The 15,992-nt window shown below is 67.6% G+C and carries 12 protein-coding genes; 9 read left to right on the top strand and 3 right to left on the bottom strand.

Going from position 1 to position 15,992, the window contains the following annotated elements:
• From AC56DV_RS25035 to AC56DV_RS25005, 7 genes are all read left to right on the top strand, one after another.
• Complete coding sequence (locus AC56DV_RS25035) at positions 1 to 681, top strand: glutathione S-transferase family protein (RefSeq protein ID WP_496316920.1); 681 nt, start codon at positions 1 to 3, stop codon at positions 679 to 681.
• Positions 682 to 851: 170 nt separating this feature from the next.
• Positions 852 to 1,004 (top strand): hypothetical protein, encoded by a 153-nt coding sequence (locus AC56DV_RS25030; protein WP_496316919.1) that lies wholly within the window; start codon positions 852 to 854, stop codon positions 1,002 to 1,004.
• 111 nt (positions 1,005 to 1,115) lie between these two features.
• Positions 1,116 to 1,754 carry a response regulator gene (locus AC56DV_RS25025; RefSeq protein WP_496316918.1) on the top strand — a complete coding sequence of 213 codons (639 nt, stop codon included), beginning with the start codon at positions 1,116 to 1,118 and terminating at the stop codon, positions 1,752 to 1,754.
• A 132-nt stretch (positions 1,755 to 1,886) separates the two neighbouring features.
• Positions 1,887 to 3,062 carry an ATP-binding response regulator gene (locus tag AC56DV_RS25020; RefSeq protein ID WP_496316917.1) on the top strand — a complete coding sequence of 392 codons (1,176 nt, stop codon included), beginning with the start codon at positions 1,887 to 1,889 and terminating at the stop codon, positions 3,060 to 3,062.
• Positions 3,059 to 7,903, top strand: coding sequence for a two-component regulator propeller domain-containing protein (locus AC56DV_RS25015; protein ID WP_496316916.1), 4,845 nt, complete (start codon positions 3,059 to 3,061; stop codon positions 7,901 to 7,903). Before AC56DV_RS25020 ends, AC56DV_RS25015 begins: the two co-directional genes overlap by 4 nt.
• Positions 7,904 to 8,047: 144 nt before the next feature.
• Positions 8,048 to 9,940 carry a putative bifunctional diguanylate cyclase/phosphodiesterase gene (locus AC56DV_RS25010; RefSeq protein WP_496316915.1) on the top strand — a complete coding sequence of 631 codons (1,893 nt, stop codon included), beginning with the start codon at positions 8,048 to 8,050 and terminating at the stop codon, positions 9,938 to 9,940.
• A 479-nt stretch (positions 9,941 to 10,419) separates the two neighbouring features.
• Positions 10,420 to 10,713 carry a hypothetical protein gene (locus AC56DV_RS25005; RefSeq protein WP_496316914.1) on the top strand — a complete coding sequence of 98 codons (294 nt, stop codon included), beginning with the start codon at positions 10,420 to 10,422 and terminating at the stop codon, positions 10,711 to 10,713.
• Between the two features lie 25 nt (positions 10,714 to 10,738).
• Here the strand turns inward: AC56DV_RS25005 and AC56DV_RS25000 are convergent, their stop codons facing one another.
• From AC56DV_RS25000 to AC56DV_RS24990, 3 genes are read right to left on the bottom strand one after another with little or no spacing between them, the layout of a single operon-like run.
• Positions 10,739 to 10,960 (bottom strand): hypothetical protein, encoded by a 222-nt coding sequence (locus tag AC56DV_RS25000; RefSeq protein ID WP_496316913.1) that lies wholly within the window; start codon positions 10,958 to 10,960, stop codon positions 10,739 to 10,741.
• A 15-nt stretch (positions 10,961 to 10,975) separates the two neighbouring features.
• Positions 10,976 to 12,505 (bottom strand): catalase, encoded by a 1,530-nt coding sequence (locus AC56DV_RS24995; RefSeq protein WP_496316912.1) that lies wholly within the window; start codon positions 12,503 to 12,505, stop codon positions 10,976 to 10,978.
• Positions 12,502 to 12,738 (bottom strand): hypothetical protein, encoded by a 237-nt coding sequence (locus AC56DV_RS24990; RefSeq protein WP_496316911.1) that lies wholly within the window; start codon positions 12,736 to 12,738, stop codon positions 12,502 to 12,504. The genes AC56DV_RS24995 and AC56DV_RS24990 overlap by 4 nt, the downstream gene beginning before the upstream one ends.
• 306 nt (positions 12,739 to 13,044) lie before the next feature.
• On the opposite strand from AC56DV_RS24990, the gene AC56DV_RS24985 reads away from it, so the two are divergent.
• Complete coding sequence (locus AC56DV_RS24985) at positions 13,045 to 13,158, top strand: class III lanthipeptide (RefSeq protein WP_496316910.1); 114 nt, start codon at positions 13,045 to 13,047, stop codon at positions 13,156 to 13,158.
• 145 nt (positions 13,159 to 13,303) lie between these two features.
• On the top strand, positions 13,304 to 15,991 hold the full coding sequence (gene lanKC, locus AC56DV_RS24980) for a class III lanthionine synthetase LanKC (RefSeq protein WP_496316909.1): 2,688 nt from the start codon (positions 13,304 to 13,306) through the stop codon (positions 15,989 to 15,991).
• The last annotated feature ends 1 nt before the right edge of the window (position 15,992 follow it).

Below are 15,992 nucleotides of genomic sequence, written 5' to 3'. Positions count from 1 at the left end.
ATGATCACGCTTTACCATTGCATGAGCGCGCGTTCCTTCCGTCCCCTGTGGATGCTGGAGGAACTGGGGCTGCCGTATGAGCTGAAGATGCTGCCGTTTCCGCCGCGCGTGTTTGACAAGGGCTACCTGGACATCAATCCTCTCGGCACCGTGCCGGCGCTGTTCGACGGCGCCGTGCGCATGACCGAGTCGGCCGCCATCTGCCAGTACCTGGCCACGCGGCCGGGCGCGGCGGGAATGGATGGGCCGCTGGACGTGGCGCCGGACGGCGCGGGCTACGCCGCCTATCTGAACTACCTGCACTTCGGCGAGGCCACGCTGACCTTCCCGCAAACGCTGCTGCTGCGCTACGCGCATTTCGAGGCGCCCGAGCGGCGCAGCCCGCAGGTGGTGGAGGACTACACCAAGTGGTTCCTGGCCCGCTTGCGCACGCTGGAGCCGGTGCTGGAGCAGCAGGACCACCTGGCGGCGCAGCGCTTCACGGCGGCAGACGTGTCGGTGGGCTATGCCTTGCTGCTGGCGCAGCACCTCGGCCTGGCGCCGCGCTTCACGCCCGCCGTGCAGGCCTACTGGCAGCGCCTGCAGGCGCGGGACGGCTTCCGGCGCGCCATGGCGGCGCAGGACAGGGCGGCGCTGGCGCAAGGCGTGTCGCCGGTGGCCGCGCCGGATATGCGGATGTGAGCCGCGCCCCGACGGCTTGATGAGGTAAGGATTTCCTTATGCAAGGTTCGGGATGTGCCGATGCCTGGAAATTTTCTATCGTGCTAACGTCCATCTTGTGACGATGACGAAAAATTTCTTCAAATAGGTTGTGGCATGAACAAGGATCTCGACCATATGCCGGCGCAAGCGTGCGCCGCCTTCCAGACAGTATCCTGGCCCTGAACGCGGCGCTGGTGGAGCAGGCCGCGGCCGCTTCCCAGTCGCTGCAGGACAGGGCCGCCGGCCTGTCGCAGGCGATGAGCGTGTTTACCGTCGGCGCACGGTCGATGCCGCAGCCGTAAGCCGGCGTGGCGCTCTGTTGTAGCAATGGAACAGCGGATTGATCCGGTGCTGTTGTCTGGTAGCATGATAGCTACTCTGCATAGGATTTCTCTGGAAAGCTGTTCCCTCTCATGATTCGAATTCTGATCGCCGATGACCATGCCATCGTGCGCGGCGGCCTGTTGCAGTTGTTCGGCCTGGCCGGCGACGTGACGGTGGTGGCCCAGGCCACCAATGGCGGCCAGGTGATGGAGGGCCTGCGCGCCACGCCGTGCGACCTGGTGCTGCTCGACCTGTCCATGCCGGGCGCCAGCGGCGTCGAGCTGATCGCCCGCATCCGTGCCCACGCCCCGGCGCTGCCCATCCTGGTGCTGAGCATGCACAACGAGGCGCTGGTGGTGCGGCGCGCGCTCAAGGCCGGCGCCAATGGCTACATGAGCAAGGACGGCGATCCCGAGACCCTGCTGCTGGCGGTGCGCAAGGTGGCCGCCGGCGGCCGCTACCTCGATCCCGGCCTGGCCGAACAGCTGGTGTTCGACAGCGACGCCGGACGGCGCGAGCACCTCCACGAGCAATTGTCGAACCGCGAACTGAGCATCTTCCGGCTGTTCGTCTGCGGCAAGACCGTGAACCAGATCGCCGACGAACTGGCGATCAGCAACAAGACCGTCAGCACCCACAAGGCGCGGCTGATGCAGAAGATGGGCTTCCAGAGCAATGCCGACCTGCTGCGCTATGGCATCGACCATGGGCTGGGCACGGAACTGTAGGGATTTCCCTAGCGCCGTGGCGGGGCAGCCCTACACGCCTATCAAGAATGCCTGATAGAAAGCGCCGGGCCGCCACGGCATACTGTTCGCCACGGGCGGAAATCCGCCCGGGCTTGCCAGCTGGAGTAAATCATGACCATGTCGCCCGACCTGCGCGGCCGCACCATCTTGATCGTCGACGACACCCCCGCCAACCTGGCGGTGGCGGTGGCGATGCTGGAGCAGAAAGGCCTGCGCCTGGCCGTGGCGCACAGCGGCGACGAAGCGCTGCAGCGGGTGGCTTTCGCGCCGCCCGACCTGATCCTGCTGGACGTGATGCTGCCCGGCATAGACGGCGTCGAAGTATGCCGGCGCCTAAAGGCCGGCCCGGCGCCGGCCGCCGCCGTGCCGGTGATCTTCATGACCGCGCTCAGCGGCACGGCCGACAAGGTGGCCGGCTTCCGCGCCGGCGCGGTCGATTATGTGACCAAGCCGCTGCAGGCCGAGGAAGTGCTGGCGCGCGTGACCACCCATTTGCGGCTGGCCGCGATGCAGTCCCGGCTGGCCAGCCAGAATGCGCAGCTGCTGGCCGAGAACCGCGAGCGCCGCGAGGCCGAGCGCGTGCTGCAGCAATACCGCGACTCGCTCGAGCAGCAGGTGGCGGCGCGCACGGCCGAGCTGCGCGAACTGGGCGCGCACCGGGAAAGCGTGCGCGAGGACGAACGCAAGCATATCGCCCGCGAGCTGCACGACGAGCTGGGACAGGCGCTGACCGCCTTGCGCATGCAGGCCGCGCTGCTGCGGGTGCGCTTCGGCGCCGACGTGCCGGGCTTGAACGAGCAGGTGCGCGAGATGACGGAGCTGGTCGACCGCACCATCGGCGTGGTGCGCAGCGTCGCCACCACGCTGCGGCCCACCGTGCTGGACCTGGGCATCGGCCCGGCGCTGGAATGGCTTGTGGACGAATTCCGCAGGCACAGCGGCATCGAGTGCCGGCTGACGCTGGCGCTGGAGGAAGGCGAGGGCGGGCAACTGAACGAACAGCAGGCCATCGCCGTGTTCCGCATCGTGCAGGAATCGCTGACCAATATCGCGCGCCATGCCGGTGCCGGCGCCACCGCCGTCACGCTGCGCTGCGCCGCGCGCGCATGCGAATTGCAGGTGGACGACGACGGCTGCGGCTTCGACCCGGCGCTGGCGCCGCCGCATTCCTTCGGCCTGCTCGGCTTGCGCGAACGGGTGCTGAGCCTGGGGGGCCAGGTCACCGTGGGCAGCCGGCCGGGCGGCGGCACCCGCATTGCCGCAGTGCTGCCGCTGGTGCAGGCATGAGCGCCGGCCGCCGGCTGGCCGCCGCGTTGGCACGTACGGCGTTCATCCTGGCCGCGCTGCTGTGCGGCGCGGCGGCGGCGCAGCAGGGGCCCTGGCCGCAGTTGGCGCAGCCCCAGTTCCAGACCCTGGGCGCGCAGCGCGGCCTGGCCAATCCCATCGTCACCAGCGTTGGCCAGGACAAGGACGGCTTCCTGTGGGTGGGCACCCAGGGCGGCCTGTCGCGCTGGGACGGCTACCGCTTCCGCAACTACCTGTTCTCCCCCAGCGACCCCCGTTCGCTGCCCGACAACTACGTGGTCACCCTCCACACGGACCTGCGCGGCCGCCTGTGGGCGGGCCTGGCGAGTGGCGGACTTGCCCGCTACGAGCCGGAGTTCGACGGCTTTGTCTCCTACAACCGGAAAAACACCGGACTGGCCAGCGACGGCGTGCTGGCGATCGCGGGCGACCTCGCCGGCGGCCTGTGGATAGGCACGGACACCGGCCTGGACCACCTGGTCGGCGTGAGCGGCCCGGCGCGCGCCAGCGTCACCCATTTCCGCCATGACGGCCGCGACCCCGCCAGCTTGCCGGCCGATATCGTCAAGGCCCTGCACCACGACGCGCAGGGCAGGCTGTGGGTCGGCACGCCGAACGGCCTGGCGCGGCGCGACCCGGGCGGGCGCGGCTTCGTCAAGGTCCCGCTGCCGGCGCGCGGCACCGATGCGCCCGGCGTGGAGACGCTGTTCATGGACAGCGCCGGCCAGCTGTGGATAGGCACCGCCGGCTCCGGCGTATTCGTGCTCGATCCCGCCACCGGCAGGGCCGGCTACTACGACGCCAGCGCCGCCGCCGCCGAACTGATGCGGCGGGAAAATGTCAGCGGCATCGCCGAGCCGGTGCGCGGCGAAATCTGGATCAGCTCCTACGGCGGCGGCGTCGCCGTGGTCAACCGGGCCGAAGGCCGGCTGCGTCAATTCAGCTACGACGCGGCGGCGGTGTGCGGCTTGCCCAGCGGCATAGTGCAATCGATGTTCGCCGACCGTGCCGGCACCTTGTGGCTGGCCACCTCCGGCGGCCTGGGCCAGCATCTGCCGGCGCAGGCGGCCGCCTCGCTGGGCTTGCGGCGCGGCGGCCAGCCCGGCCTGTCCGACGGCGACGCCATGACGCTGGCCGAGACTTCCGGCCGCCAGCTGTGGGTCGGCTTTGCGCGCCGCGGCGCCGATGTGATCGACGCGGCGCGGACGGCGGTGGCGCCTTGGCGCCCGGCCGGCGCGCAGGCCGGCGGGCTGCAGCGCAGCAACGTCAACGCCATGCTGGCCGACCATGCGGGCATGGTCTGGCTGGCCACGCCGACCGGCCTGTACCGCTCGGACCAGCGCGGCAAGAGCGCGCAGCCGGTGGCCGCGCCCTGGCTGGATCACCGCTGGTATGTGCGCGCGCTGGCCAGGACCGGCGACATGCTGTGGATCGCCACGTCGACCAGCGGGCTGTACCAGGCGCGCATCGACGCCCGCGCCGGGCTGGAAAAAATCCGCCGGGTGGAAGGGTTGACCGGCCAGGACGTCACGGCGCTGCGGGCCGGACCGCCCGGCACGCTGTGGGTGGGCACCACCAGCGGCTTGAACCGGCTGGACATCGCCAGTGGCGCCGTGGTCGAGCGCATCGCCGGCGATCACAGCGATCCGGCATCGCTGGCCAGCGCCTACGTCACCGCCCTGCACATCGACAGGCGCGGCCGGCTGTGGGTCGGCAACGACGGCGGCATCGACGTGATGGAAAGCGGGCGCCGCTTCCGCCGCCTCGGCATCGCGCAGGGCATGCCCAACACCGCCGTCAGCACCTTGCTCGAGGATGGCCAGGGCCGGGTGTGGAGCAGCACCGACGACGGCATTGCCGTCATCGATCCGGACACCTTCGCCATCGCCGCGCTGGGGCGGGCCGAGGGTGCGCTGTACTCGCCCTACTGGGTGGGCGCCGGCGTTGCCGGCGCCGGCGGCGAACTGGTGTTCGGCGGCACCGGCGGCATCACCATCGTGCGGCCGGAACGCTATGCGCCATGGCGCCTGCAGCCGCCGGTGGCGGTGACGGCCGTGCGGCTGGGCGGCAAGCCGGTGGCGCCGGGCCGCCACGGCGGCGCCGCGCCCGCGCCGCTGGTGGTGCAGCCGGAGGCCAACAGCTTCGCGGTGGAGTTCTCCGCGCTCGACTTCAGCGCGCCGGACCTGAACCGCTACGCCTACCGCCTGGACGGCTACGACAGCGACTGGACCAGCGCCGACGCCGGGCACCGGGTGGCGTCCTACACCAATCTGCCGCCCGGCCAGTACCGCCTGCTGGTGCGGGGCAGCAACCGGCTGGGCGAGTGGAGCGGGCACACCCTGCAACTGCCGGTGCAGGTGCTGCCGTGGTGGTACCAGACCTGGTGGTTCCGCGCCCTGGCGGTGCTGCTGGCGGCGGCCCTGCTGTACGGCGCGTACCGGCTGCGCACCTGGCAACTGGCGGCGCAGCGCAGCGCGCTGGAGCGCGAGGTGGCGGCGCGCACGGCCGAAGTATTGCAGCAGAAGGCGCTGGCCGAGCAGCAGCACCGCGAGGCCAGCGAGCGCAATGCGGAGTTGGCGACGGTGAACGCGGTGGCGCAGATCCTGGCTGGCAAGCTGGATCTCGACAATCTGATCGCCCAGGCCGGCGAGCAGGTGCGCCGCCTGTTCCAGGCCGACATCACCTATATCGCCTTGCTGGACACGGCCAGCGGCATGCTGCAGTTCCCCTACGCGGCGGGCGATGGCTCCGACGAGGGCTTGAGCAGCCGGGTCATCGCCAGCGGATTGGGCGAGTTGTCGGCGCAAGGGGCGCGCTCCTGCCTGTGCGTGCCCATCATCGCCAACGGCGTGGCGCGCGGCGCGCTGTCGGTGCAGCGCGTGGGCGGCGAAGGCGGCTACAAGGCCAGCGACCAGAGCGTGCTGGAAACCATCGCCGCCCACATCGGCGCGGCGCTGCACAACGCGCTGCTGTTCCAGCAGGCCGAGTCGGCGCGCGCCAGGGCGGAGGAGGCCACGCAGGCCAAGTCGATGTTCCTGGCCAATATGAGCCACGAGATCCGCACCCCGATGAATGCGGTGATCGGCCTGTCCTACCTGGCGCTGAACACCGACTCGCCGCTGCGGCAGCGCGACTACATGCAGAAGATACACCAGGCCGGCAATTCGCTGCTGGGCATCATCAGCGGCATCCTGGATTTCTCCAAGATCGAGGCCGGCAAGCTCGATATCGAGCTTGCCGACTTTAGCCTGGACGATCTGCTAGCCCACGTGGCGACCGTGAGCGGCGGCGGTGTCGCCGGCAAGGGCCTGGAAGTCCGTTTCGAGGTGCCGCCCGGGGTGCCGCGCGGCCTGCGCGGCGACGCGCTGCGCCTGGGGCAGATCCTGATCAACCTGCTCAACAACGCGCTCAAGTTCACCGAGCGCGGCGAAGTCGCGCTGGCGGTGCGCGAGCTGGAGCGGCAGGCCGGGCGGGTGCGGCTGGAGTTCAGCGTGCGCGACACCGGCATCGGCATGTCGCCGGAACAGATGGGCAGGCTGTTCCAGGCTTTCACCCAGGCCGATGGATCGTCCACCCGCAAGTTCGGCGGCACCGGGCTGGGGCTGAGCATCTGCAAGAGCCTGACCGACTTGATGGGCGGAACGATACGCGCAGAAAGCCGGGAGGGCGTGGGCAGCCGCTTCATCGTCGATCTGTGGCTGGAGTGCGCGCGCGACAGCGTGGCGGCGTGCGGCGAGGCCGTGCCGGCCCGCTCCGGCGCGCCGCAGTTCGGCGGCGCGCGCATCCTGCTGGTGGAAGACAATCCGATCAACCAGGAGATCGCCGTGGGCCTGCTGCAGGCGTGCGGCATCCGGGTGGACATCGCCGCCAACGGCCGCGAGGCCATCGAGCGGCTGTACGCGCAGCAGGCGGATGACTATCAGCTGGTCTTCATGGACCTGCACATGCCGGAACTGGACGGCCATGCCGCCACCGTGCGCCTGCGGCGGGACGCGCGCTTCGCCGCGCTGCCCATCGTGGCCATGACCGCCAACGCCTTGCCGGAAGAGCGGCAGCGCTGCCAGGAAGAGGGCTTTGACGGCCACCTGAGCAAACCCGTGATACCAGCCGACCTGCACCGCGTGCTGCAGCAGCATCTCGCCGCCGGCACGCAGGCCGGACCGCGCGCTGCCGGCGCGGCGTTGCCCGATGCGTTGCCCGGTGCCGTGCCGGGGCTGGATCTGGCGCATGCGCGTCAGGTCGTCGGCGGCAACGAGGCGCTGCTGCTCAAGGTGCTGCACATGTTCCGCCGCGACGAGGGCGACTGCGCCGCCAGGATACGCGCGGCGCTTGCGCGGCGGGACTATGCCACCGCGCAGCGGCACGCGCATACGCTGCGCGGTCTGGCGGAAGGCATAGGCGCGCCGCAGGTGGCGCAGCTGGCCGGCCAACTGGAACGCGCGGCGCGGCTGCCGCCGGCGCAGGAAACGCAAGCCGCCGCGCAGCCGGCGTTGGACGCGCGCGATGCATTGGATGCGCTGGACGGCGAGCTGGCGGCCCTGTGCGCCAGCCTGGACCTGTGCTTGCCGGCCGAGCCCGTTGCTGCCGGCGGCCTTGCGCGCGCGCCCGCCGCCTGGCTGGACGATCTGCGGCGGCTGGCCGGGCTGATGCGCGCCAGCGACAGCGAAGCGCTCCCCGCGTTCGCCGCCTGCGCGCAGGAATTCATGGCCACCTTCGGCGCCTGGGACGGCGAAGCGATCCAGCGCAGCCTGGACAAGCTCGACTACGACGGCGCCTACGCCGCCCTGCTCTGGGTGCTGCACCGTCACGAACTGGCGCTGTAGCAGGCGCCGCAGTGGCCATGGCCGTCGGCGTCAGGATTTCCCTATGCCAGACTAGGGCATTTCTGATTTACATTTATATACACAACAATTAACATTCGGAAACTCCTAAGCGTCACAAAGCAGGTCACCGTTTCAAGCCCATTTATGAAGACTCAGAATTTGCAGCAAGCGTCGGCTGAAGCGAGGGAAGACAAGCAGGAGCAGCCGGAGCAACCGGAGCAACCTGCGCAGCTGGAGCAGCTGGTGGCTCAGCGCACCGCCGAACTGCTGGACGCCAACCAGCGCCTGCGCAATCAAATCGCCATCTACCAGAACGGCCAGGCGCAGCTGCGCGCGGCGGCGCTCCAGGAAGCGCATGGCTTGCTGAACCGGCGCGAGCATGTGTTCCGCACGCTGGTGGAAAACTCGCCCGACACCATTGCCCGCTACGACAGCGCGTGCCGCCGGGTGTACGCCAATCCGCGCCTGGCGGCTGCGCTGGGCGGCGATATGGCGCGCGTGCTCGGCAGCACGCCGGAGGAACTGCCGGGCGGCGCCTCGGCGCGGGAATACACGGAGATGCTGCGCCAGGTGCTGGCGTGCGGCCAGGAGCGCAACTTCGAGCTGCGCTGGCGCAGCGGCGACGCCGAGCTGTGCTCGCAAGTGCGCGTGACGCCGGAGTTCGACAGCGCCGGCGCGGTGTCGCATGTGCTGGCGGTCGGGCGCGACATCACCGAGATCGACCAATACCGCAGGAAGGTGCGCCAGCAGGCCCAGTTCGACAGCCTGACCGGCCTGCCGAACCGCCTGCAGCTGGCCGAGTGCATCGCCCGCGCCATCGCCAGCGCCGGCGGCGATGGGCGCCAGTTCGGCCTGATGTTCCTCGACCTTGACCGCTTCAAGGATGTCAACGACACGCTGGGCCACAGCGTGGGCGACCTGCTGCTGTGCGAGGCGGCGGCCCGCATGTCGGCCTGCGTGTGGGCGCGCGACACGGTGGCGCGCCTGGGCGGCGACGAGTTCGCGATCCTGCTGCCCGAGCTGCGCGAACGCGGCGACCTGGGCCTCATCGCCGCCAGGATCCTGGCGCAATTGGCCGAGCCGTTCGTGATCGGCGGCCGCGAGCTGTTCGTCACCGGCAGCATCGGCATCGCGGTGTACCCGGACGACAGCGCCGAGATCGACGCGCTGTACCAGTACGCCGATTCGGCCATGTACCACGCCAAGAAGATGGGCCGCAACAACTACCAGCACTACAACGGCGAGCTGTCCAGGCGCTCGCTGGAGCGGATGGAGATCGAGTCGGCGCTGCGCGTGGCGGGCCGGCGCGGCGAGCTGGCGCTGTACTACCAGCCGCAGATCGATCTGCGCAGCGGCCGCGTGACCGGCGCCGAGGCCCTGCTGCGCTGGAACCGGCCCGGGCACGGCATGGTGGCGCCGGACCGCTTCATTCCGGTGGCCGAGGAATCCGACCTGATGGTAAGCATCGGCGAATGGGCGCTGCGCAGCGCATGCACGGCCGCCGCGGCCTGGAACCGCGGCCGCGCCACGGCGGTCAAGCTGGCCGTCAACCTGTCCGCGCGCCAGTTCCTGCGCAACGACCTGGTGGGCAGCGTGCGCGCCATCCTGGCCGAAACCGGCTGCCGGACCGAGTGGCTGGAACTGGAGATCACCGAGAGCCTGCTGCTGGAAGACAGCGTGGAGGTGATCACCATGCTGGACGCGCTGCACGCGATGGGCTTGTCGATTTCGCTCGACGACTTCGGCACCGGCTACTCGGCGCTGAGCTATCTGAACCGCTTCCCGGTCCGCCAGATCAAGCTGGACCGTTCCTTCGTCAGCGGCATTCCAGAACAGCGCAGCAAATGCGAACTGGTGAAAGCCATGCTGTCGATCGCCGTTGCGCTGGGCCTGGAATCGGTGGCCGAAGGCGTGGAGACGGCGGCGCAGGCCGAATACCTGCTGGCGCACGGCTGCCGGCTGGCGCAGGGCTATTGGTTCGGCAAGCCCATGCCGCTGGGCGAGTTCGTCGCCGTGCTGGCGGCCGGGGGGGCGTGATGCCGGCCGTGTTGCGGCGTCGCTGCTCCTCGACGATGGCCACGCCCGCGGCTCCAGCCTGAGCGTGTCGCCCTGGCGCGTCGGGGTCCGGGCCGGGGCCAGCAGCGATATGCCGTCCTTCCTCGTGTAGGTGATCTCGGCTGGGCTGGCGGAGTAGTTCAGGTAGTAGCGCCTGCCCCGGCCACGTCCAGCGCGGCGGCGGCCGCGAAATGGGTCGACCTGGTAGCCGATCACGGCCGGGTGGTCCTTCACGTGCGCCTGCGTCTTGCGGATGGCGCGACCGGTGGGCGTGCTGACCAGGAGGATTAAGCCAATAGCGTTTTTCAAAAAAATGATATCGATAATGGTATGGCGCCCGAGGCAGTGACTATCGAACCGCCAGCATGTTCCGTTTAGTGTTGGTGCGCCAGCGCACCTCGGTGTTGCGCCGGGATGCAGTACTATGGATCCTTTCCGAGAGTACTAAGTCGAGGCCTGCCATGAATCCAGAATACGACCGTCGCGAGCAATCCCCGGGCACTTCCGACACAGCCGGATGGCATTCGCTGGAATACGTAGTGCGGCAGGCGCTGGAGGTGCAGCGCGACGTCGGCACGCCGGCGGCTGAAGAGTTTCTGAAGCGGATCGGCATCAACCAGGGCGTCATCAGCCGCGTGCTCGGCCCCGAGGGCAAGGTGCGCGCGTCCGACCAGCTGGGCCTGGCGCCCACGCTGGACGTGGCCGATCTGCCGGTAGCCAAGCCGCGTTCCTATTTCCGCCGCAGCCTGACCTGATCTTGCCTGTGGCCGGCGCCGGCGCTCATGGCGCGACGGCGCAGGAGCGGTCGCGCTTCCCGTCTTCCGCACCCGCCGGGAAGTGCCGGACCAGCCCGTGCCGGTCAAGAAAGGCGCTGCTGGCCAGCAGCGTGCGCGGCGCCGCCCCCAGCGGATGCGACACCTGCCCGGCTCGGCCGCCTTCCAGCGCTTGCGGACACAGCAACCGCACGGCGCCGGCCGGGCGGCCAGCGCCGATGGCGTTCACGGTGCGCACCGCGCCTTAGTCGCGCAGCGCGGCGGCCAGGGCCGCGACGCGGGCGCTGTCGGCCTTCAGGGCTTGCGCCAGCGCCTTGCCGTAGCCGGCGTCGGCCTTGTGGAAGTAGGACAGCATGGTGTACCTCACCTTGTCGTCGGTCACCTGGCCCAGGTCGCCGGCCAGGTTGCCCACCAGGTTGGCCTGCTGCTGCTTGCTCAGCGCGCGGTAAAACTCGCCGGCCTGCGCGAAGTTGCGGGTGCGGGCGATGCCTTGCTGCTGGGTGGAGCCGGACAGCGGCAGCTGGCTGTACTTGTGGCCGGCGTTGTCGGCCACCGGCGCCTGGTTGCTGGGCTGGTAGTTCACGCCGCCCTGGCGCGCGCCGGGGTTCTGGGCGCCGTCCTGGTTGTAGTTGACCGGCGCCGCGCGCGGCCGGTTGACCGGCAATTGCAGGCCGTTGGCGCCGATGCGGTGCAATTGGGTGTCGGCGTAGGAGAACAGGCGCCCCTGCAGCAGGCGGTCTTCCGACGGTTCGATGCCCGGCACCAGGTTGGACGGCGCCAGCGCCGACTGCTCGGTTTCAAGGAACACATTGTCCGGATTGCGGTTCAGCGTCATGGTGCCGACCCTGGTTTCCGGTACGCCGTTCCACACCTTGGTCGGGTCCAGCGGGTCGTAGTCCAGCGTGGCCAGCTGCGCCGGCGCCATCACCTGCACGTACAAATCCCATTTCGGGAAGTTGCCCTTGCCGATGGCCTCGACCAGGTCGCGCGTCATGTGGTTGAAGTCCTTGCCCTGCACGGCTTCGGCCTCCTTCGCGCTCAGGTTGCGCTCGCCCTGCAGGCTTTTCCAGTGGAACTTCACGTAGTTGACCTGGCCGGCGGCGTTGACGAATTTATAGGCGTGCACGCTGTTGCCGTCCATTTCGCGGTAGCTGGCCGGGGTGCCGAAATCGGAGTACACGCGGGTCAGCATGTGGGTGCCTTCGGGCTGGTTCGAGAAGAAGTCGAACACGCGTTTCGGGTCCTGGATATTGCTGTCGGGCGCAGGCTTGAAGGCGTGCACCATGTCCGGGAACTTCATCGCGTCGCGGATGAAGAACACCGGCAGGTTGTTGCCCACCAGGTCCCAGTTGCCTTCGCGGGTGTAGAACTTGGTGCCGAAGCCGCGCGGGTCGCGCAGGGTTTCCGGCGAGTGGTTGCCGTGCACCACGCTGGAAAAGCGCACGAACACCGGGGTTGCCTCGCCCGGCGTGAAGACGGCGGCGCGCGTCAGCGCGGAGATGTCCTTGCTGGCGACGAACACGCCGTGCGCGCCGGTGCCGCGCGCGTGCACCACGCGTTCCGGCACGCGCTCGCGGTCGAAACGCTGCAGTTTCTGGATCAGGTGGATGTCCTGCAGCAGCACCGGGCCGTTCGGGCCGGCGGTTTGCGAATTCTGGTTGTCGCCCACCGGCGCGCCGTTGTCACGGGTGAGGTCGGTGGTGGCCTGGCTGCTGGCGGCGGCCACGCCCAGGAAAATGAGCAGGGCTGCCGCGGGTCGGGTAAGGCGTGTCATGTTGGGTCTCCTTGGTTGTGCTGACAGGAGCCCAATGTACCGTCCGGCCGGTAATAGTTAAATTTAATTATTTCTATTAAATCGATAGATAGTTCTAATTTAACATCGATCCCATGGGCGGAAACGGCGGTGCCGCGGCCAGGCGCCGCCGCCATTGGTGCACCGGCGCTCCACGGCGTTGCGCGCTGAAAATTAATCGGCGGTTTAATTGCGGTGTGCGCTGCGGCTTTCATAATGGTATTAATTGTCCACTGTGGATAAACAAACACAATGTAATATGATTATTAAAAATATTGACATTGAAAGAGAAATAGGAAATAGTAGCGTCTCTTGGCAAAGTTAATGAAACGCCAATCTGGTGAAGCTAGTAATAGTGTAGTCGGATAAACGCTTTCTTACTGCCAGGGAAAAACCGTGCTGGGACTTCGTTCGAATATGTATTTTCGAGGGGCTTCCTATTGCGGTAATAGTTCGGCCATTAAACGACGCGTTGAATGGCCGTTTTTTGATTGCTGTATTGTTAAACTATGGAGCATAAGATGACTCGTATCCTCAATCTGCAACGTCTGGCGCTGGACCATGGCAACTCCGTATTCGGTAGCAGCACCGGCAGCTCGTCCAGCCATTGCTGCAACGGTTCCGCTCTGGAATAAACGTCCGTTGTAGTACTGGGGGCAATGGTGCTAGCCCATTGCTCTTCATAAAAATGCATAAGCTTCATATTTTATTTTCCCGCTTTAATAGTCACCGATAATCACGTTACAAATTAATAGTCAATTATTCGAAGGGGAGCGGCACATGCAGCGTCAGACCAGATCATTCAGGGAAGCCCGCCATATCGACAAGGTATTCTTCCTGGGTGCTGACGAGCGATTTTATGAGCCGAATTACCCGCATTACCGGCCCTCGGATGAGCTGATCTCCCTGGTCAAGCCGATGCTGGAAGCACGGTCGTGGGGAACGCTGCGGGCCGATGTCTGGACCCACGTCCTGCCGCCTGCCGGCGACGCGGCGGGCAAGCTGCCGACGCAGGGCTGGAAGATCCATGTTTCCGCCGCCGAAGCCAATTGCCGCGATATCCTGGTGAAAGTCGCCGCCCTCGCTTTGGAGCACAACATCCAGTTCAAGTTTGCCAACGACGCCAACACGCTCAAGCTGATGACGTCGAAACGCTGGACCCGCGGCGGGTCCGGCAAGTTCATTACCCTGTATCCGCCCACGGATGAAAAATTCCACGCATTCATCGAGAGCGCCTACGCGATCCTGAAGGACGATGCCGGCTCCTACATCCTGTCCGACCGCCGCTACAAGGATTGCCGCTGCCTCTACTACCGCTACGGCGGCTTCATCGCCGTCAACCGGCTGGGCTACATGGGCCAGAAGCAGCAGGTGCTGACCTCGCCCGGCGGCGAGGAAGTGGTCGACCGCAGAAATCCCTATTTCGAGACGCCGCCGTGGGTAACGGACCCGTTTCCCCCTGATGAGGCCGACCAGGGTGAAATGACCCTCAACGAGGGGCGCCTGGTGGTCAAGAGCGCGCTCGGGTTTTCCAATACCGGCGGCGTCTATCTCGCGACCGACACCGTGACCGGCAAGGACGTGGTCGTCAAGGAAGCCCGGCCCTACGTGGAACTGGGCGCGGACGGCAAGGACGCCACTACGCGCCTGGCCCAGGAAGCGAAGATACTGCGCATCCTCAGCGGCCTGAATATCGCGCCCGAGGTGTACACCTCGTTCTGGGACTGGGAGAATTTCTACCTGGTCGAGGAGCACCTGGACGCGATCGACATGCGCGAAGTGATGGTGCTGCACACGCCCCTGCTGCGCGTCAATCCGAGCCGGGCCGACAGCGAAGCGTTCTACCAGACTTACAAGCGCATGTTCACCAGCGTGCTGACGGCGATCGACCAGATCCACGCGAAGGGCGTGGTGATAGGCGACCTGTCGCCGATGAACATCCTGGTCGAAAAGTCCACCATGACGGTCCGCATCATCGACCTCGAAGGCGCCTTCCAGCCTGCGCTGGGGGATGCGCAGGACATCTACACGCCGGGCTTCCGCGCCGAGGTCAAGGGTCGCAAGAAGGCCAGCAATCTGCAGGACGACATCTACGCGATCGGCGCCATCATGTTGTACAGCATGTTCCCGATTGCCGCCATGGCGTTTATCCGCGCCGATCTGTTTGCCAAGGTGCTGCCGGTACTGGTGGCCGACATGGGATGGTCGAACACGCCGGTGCAGCATGTCATCCAGCAGCTCACCAGCAACGCCATTGGTTGCAGTGAAGCCGTGGCGCTGCTGGATGGCCCGGCCGCCATCGAAGCGCCGCTGGCCGGTCCGTCTGCGTTCGCGCCGACGCCGCAGGACGCCTGCGCCGGGCTGGCGCGCTTCATCACCGACAACTACCGCCTGGGCGAGCTGCATGCGCTGTTCCCGATCGATCCGTTCGGCGGCCACTCCAATCCGGCCGGCTTCGGCTTCGGTTCGTCCGGCATCGTCCACTCGTTGCGGAAGTGCGGCTTCGACCTGCCGCCGCCGGCGCTGGAGCGCTACCACAGGGAGATAGCGGCCCTGAAGCCGGCCGACTTGGCGCCCGGTTTCCTGGTCGGCGCGGCAGGCATGGCCTGGGCGTTGCTGGAGTCCGGCGACCTGGAGTCGGGACGGCGCTTCATGGACTACGCCAACGGCAGCCCGCTGGCGCGCGCCCACCATTCGCTGTACTACGGCATGGCCGGCATCGGCATGGCGAACCTGGCCGCCTACCGCGCGCTCGGCGAGCCGCGCTACCTGGACGCGGCCGCCACGCTGGCCGAGGCGCTGGCCGCCACGGCGCTGCCGAGCGAACGGGGCCTGCACTGGCAGGACGAGGAGGGCATCCGGATCGGCTACGGCTACGGCCAGAGCGGCGTCGCGCTGTTCTTCCTGCGCCTGTCGCAGGTGCTCAAGGCGCCGAAGTGGCGCGAGCTGGGCATGCAGGCGCTGGAGTACGACCTGTCGTTCGGCCACGAAATCGAACCCGGCGTCGTCACCTTCGGCTGCTCCCCCGAGGAAACGCATACCTACGAACCCTACATCGAGCAGGGCAGCGCCGGCATTGCCAAGGTCGCCATTCGCTACGGGCTGTGGGGCCGGCTGGACGGCCTGCTGGCCGACACGCACCGCAAGTATTCCGGCTATCCAGGCCTGGTCTACGGCGTGACCGGCTTCGTCGACGTGCTGATCGACGCCCACCTGTATTCGCAGGACGGGAAGTACCTGGAGATGGCGCAACGGCCGCTGCAGGGGATCATGGACCTGTATCTGTTCAAAAGCGGCGCCGGCTATGCGGCGCCGGGGGAGAACCTGTTCCGCATCTCCTGCGATTACGCCACCGGCACCGCCGGCATCATGCGCACGCTGCACCGGCTGGCCACCTTGCAGCCGGACGAATTCTGCCTGGACGCGCTCGACGGGATCGGCGGGCTGCGGGCCGGGTCGGCGGGCTGAA

Source organism: Massilia sp. BGA-UO-ETr-WB1, assembly GCF_059567845.1.
This window is presented reverse-complemented; position numbering and strand designations above follow the sequence as displayed.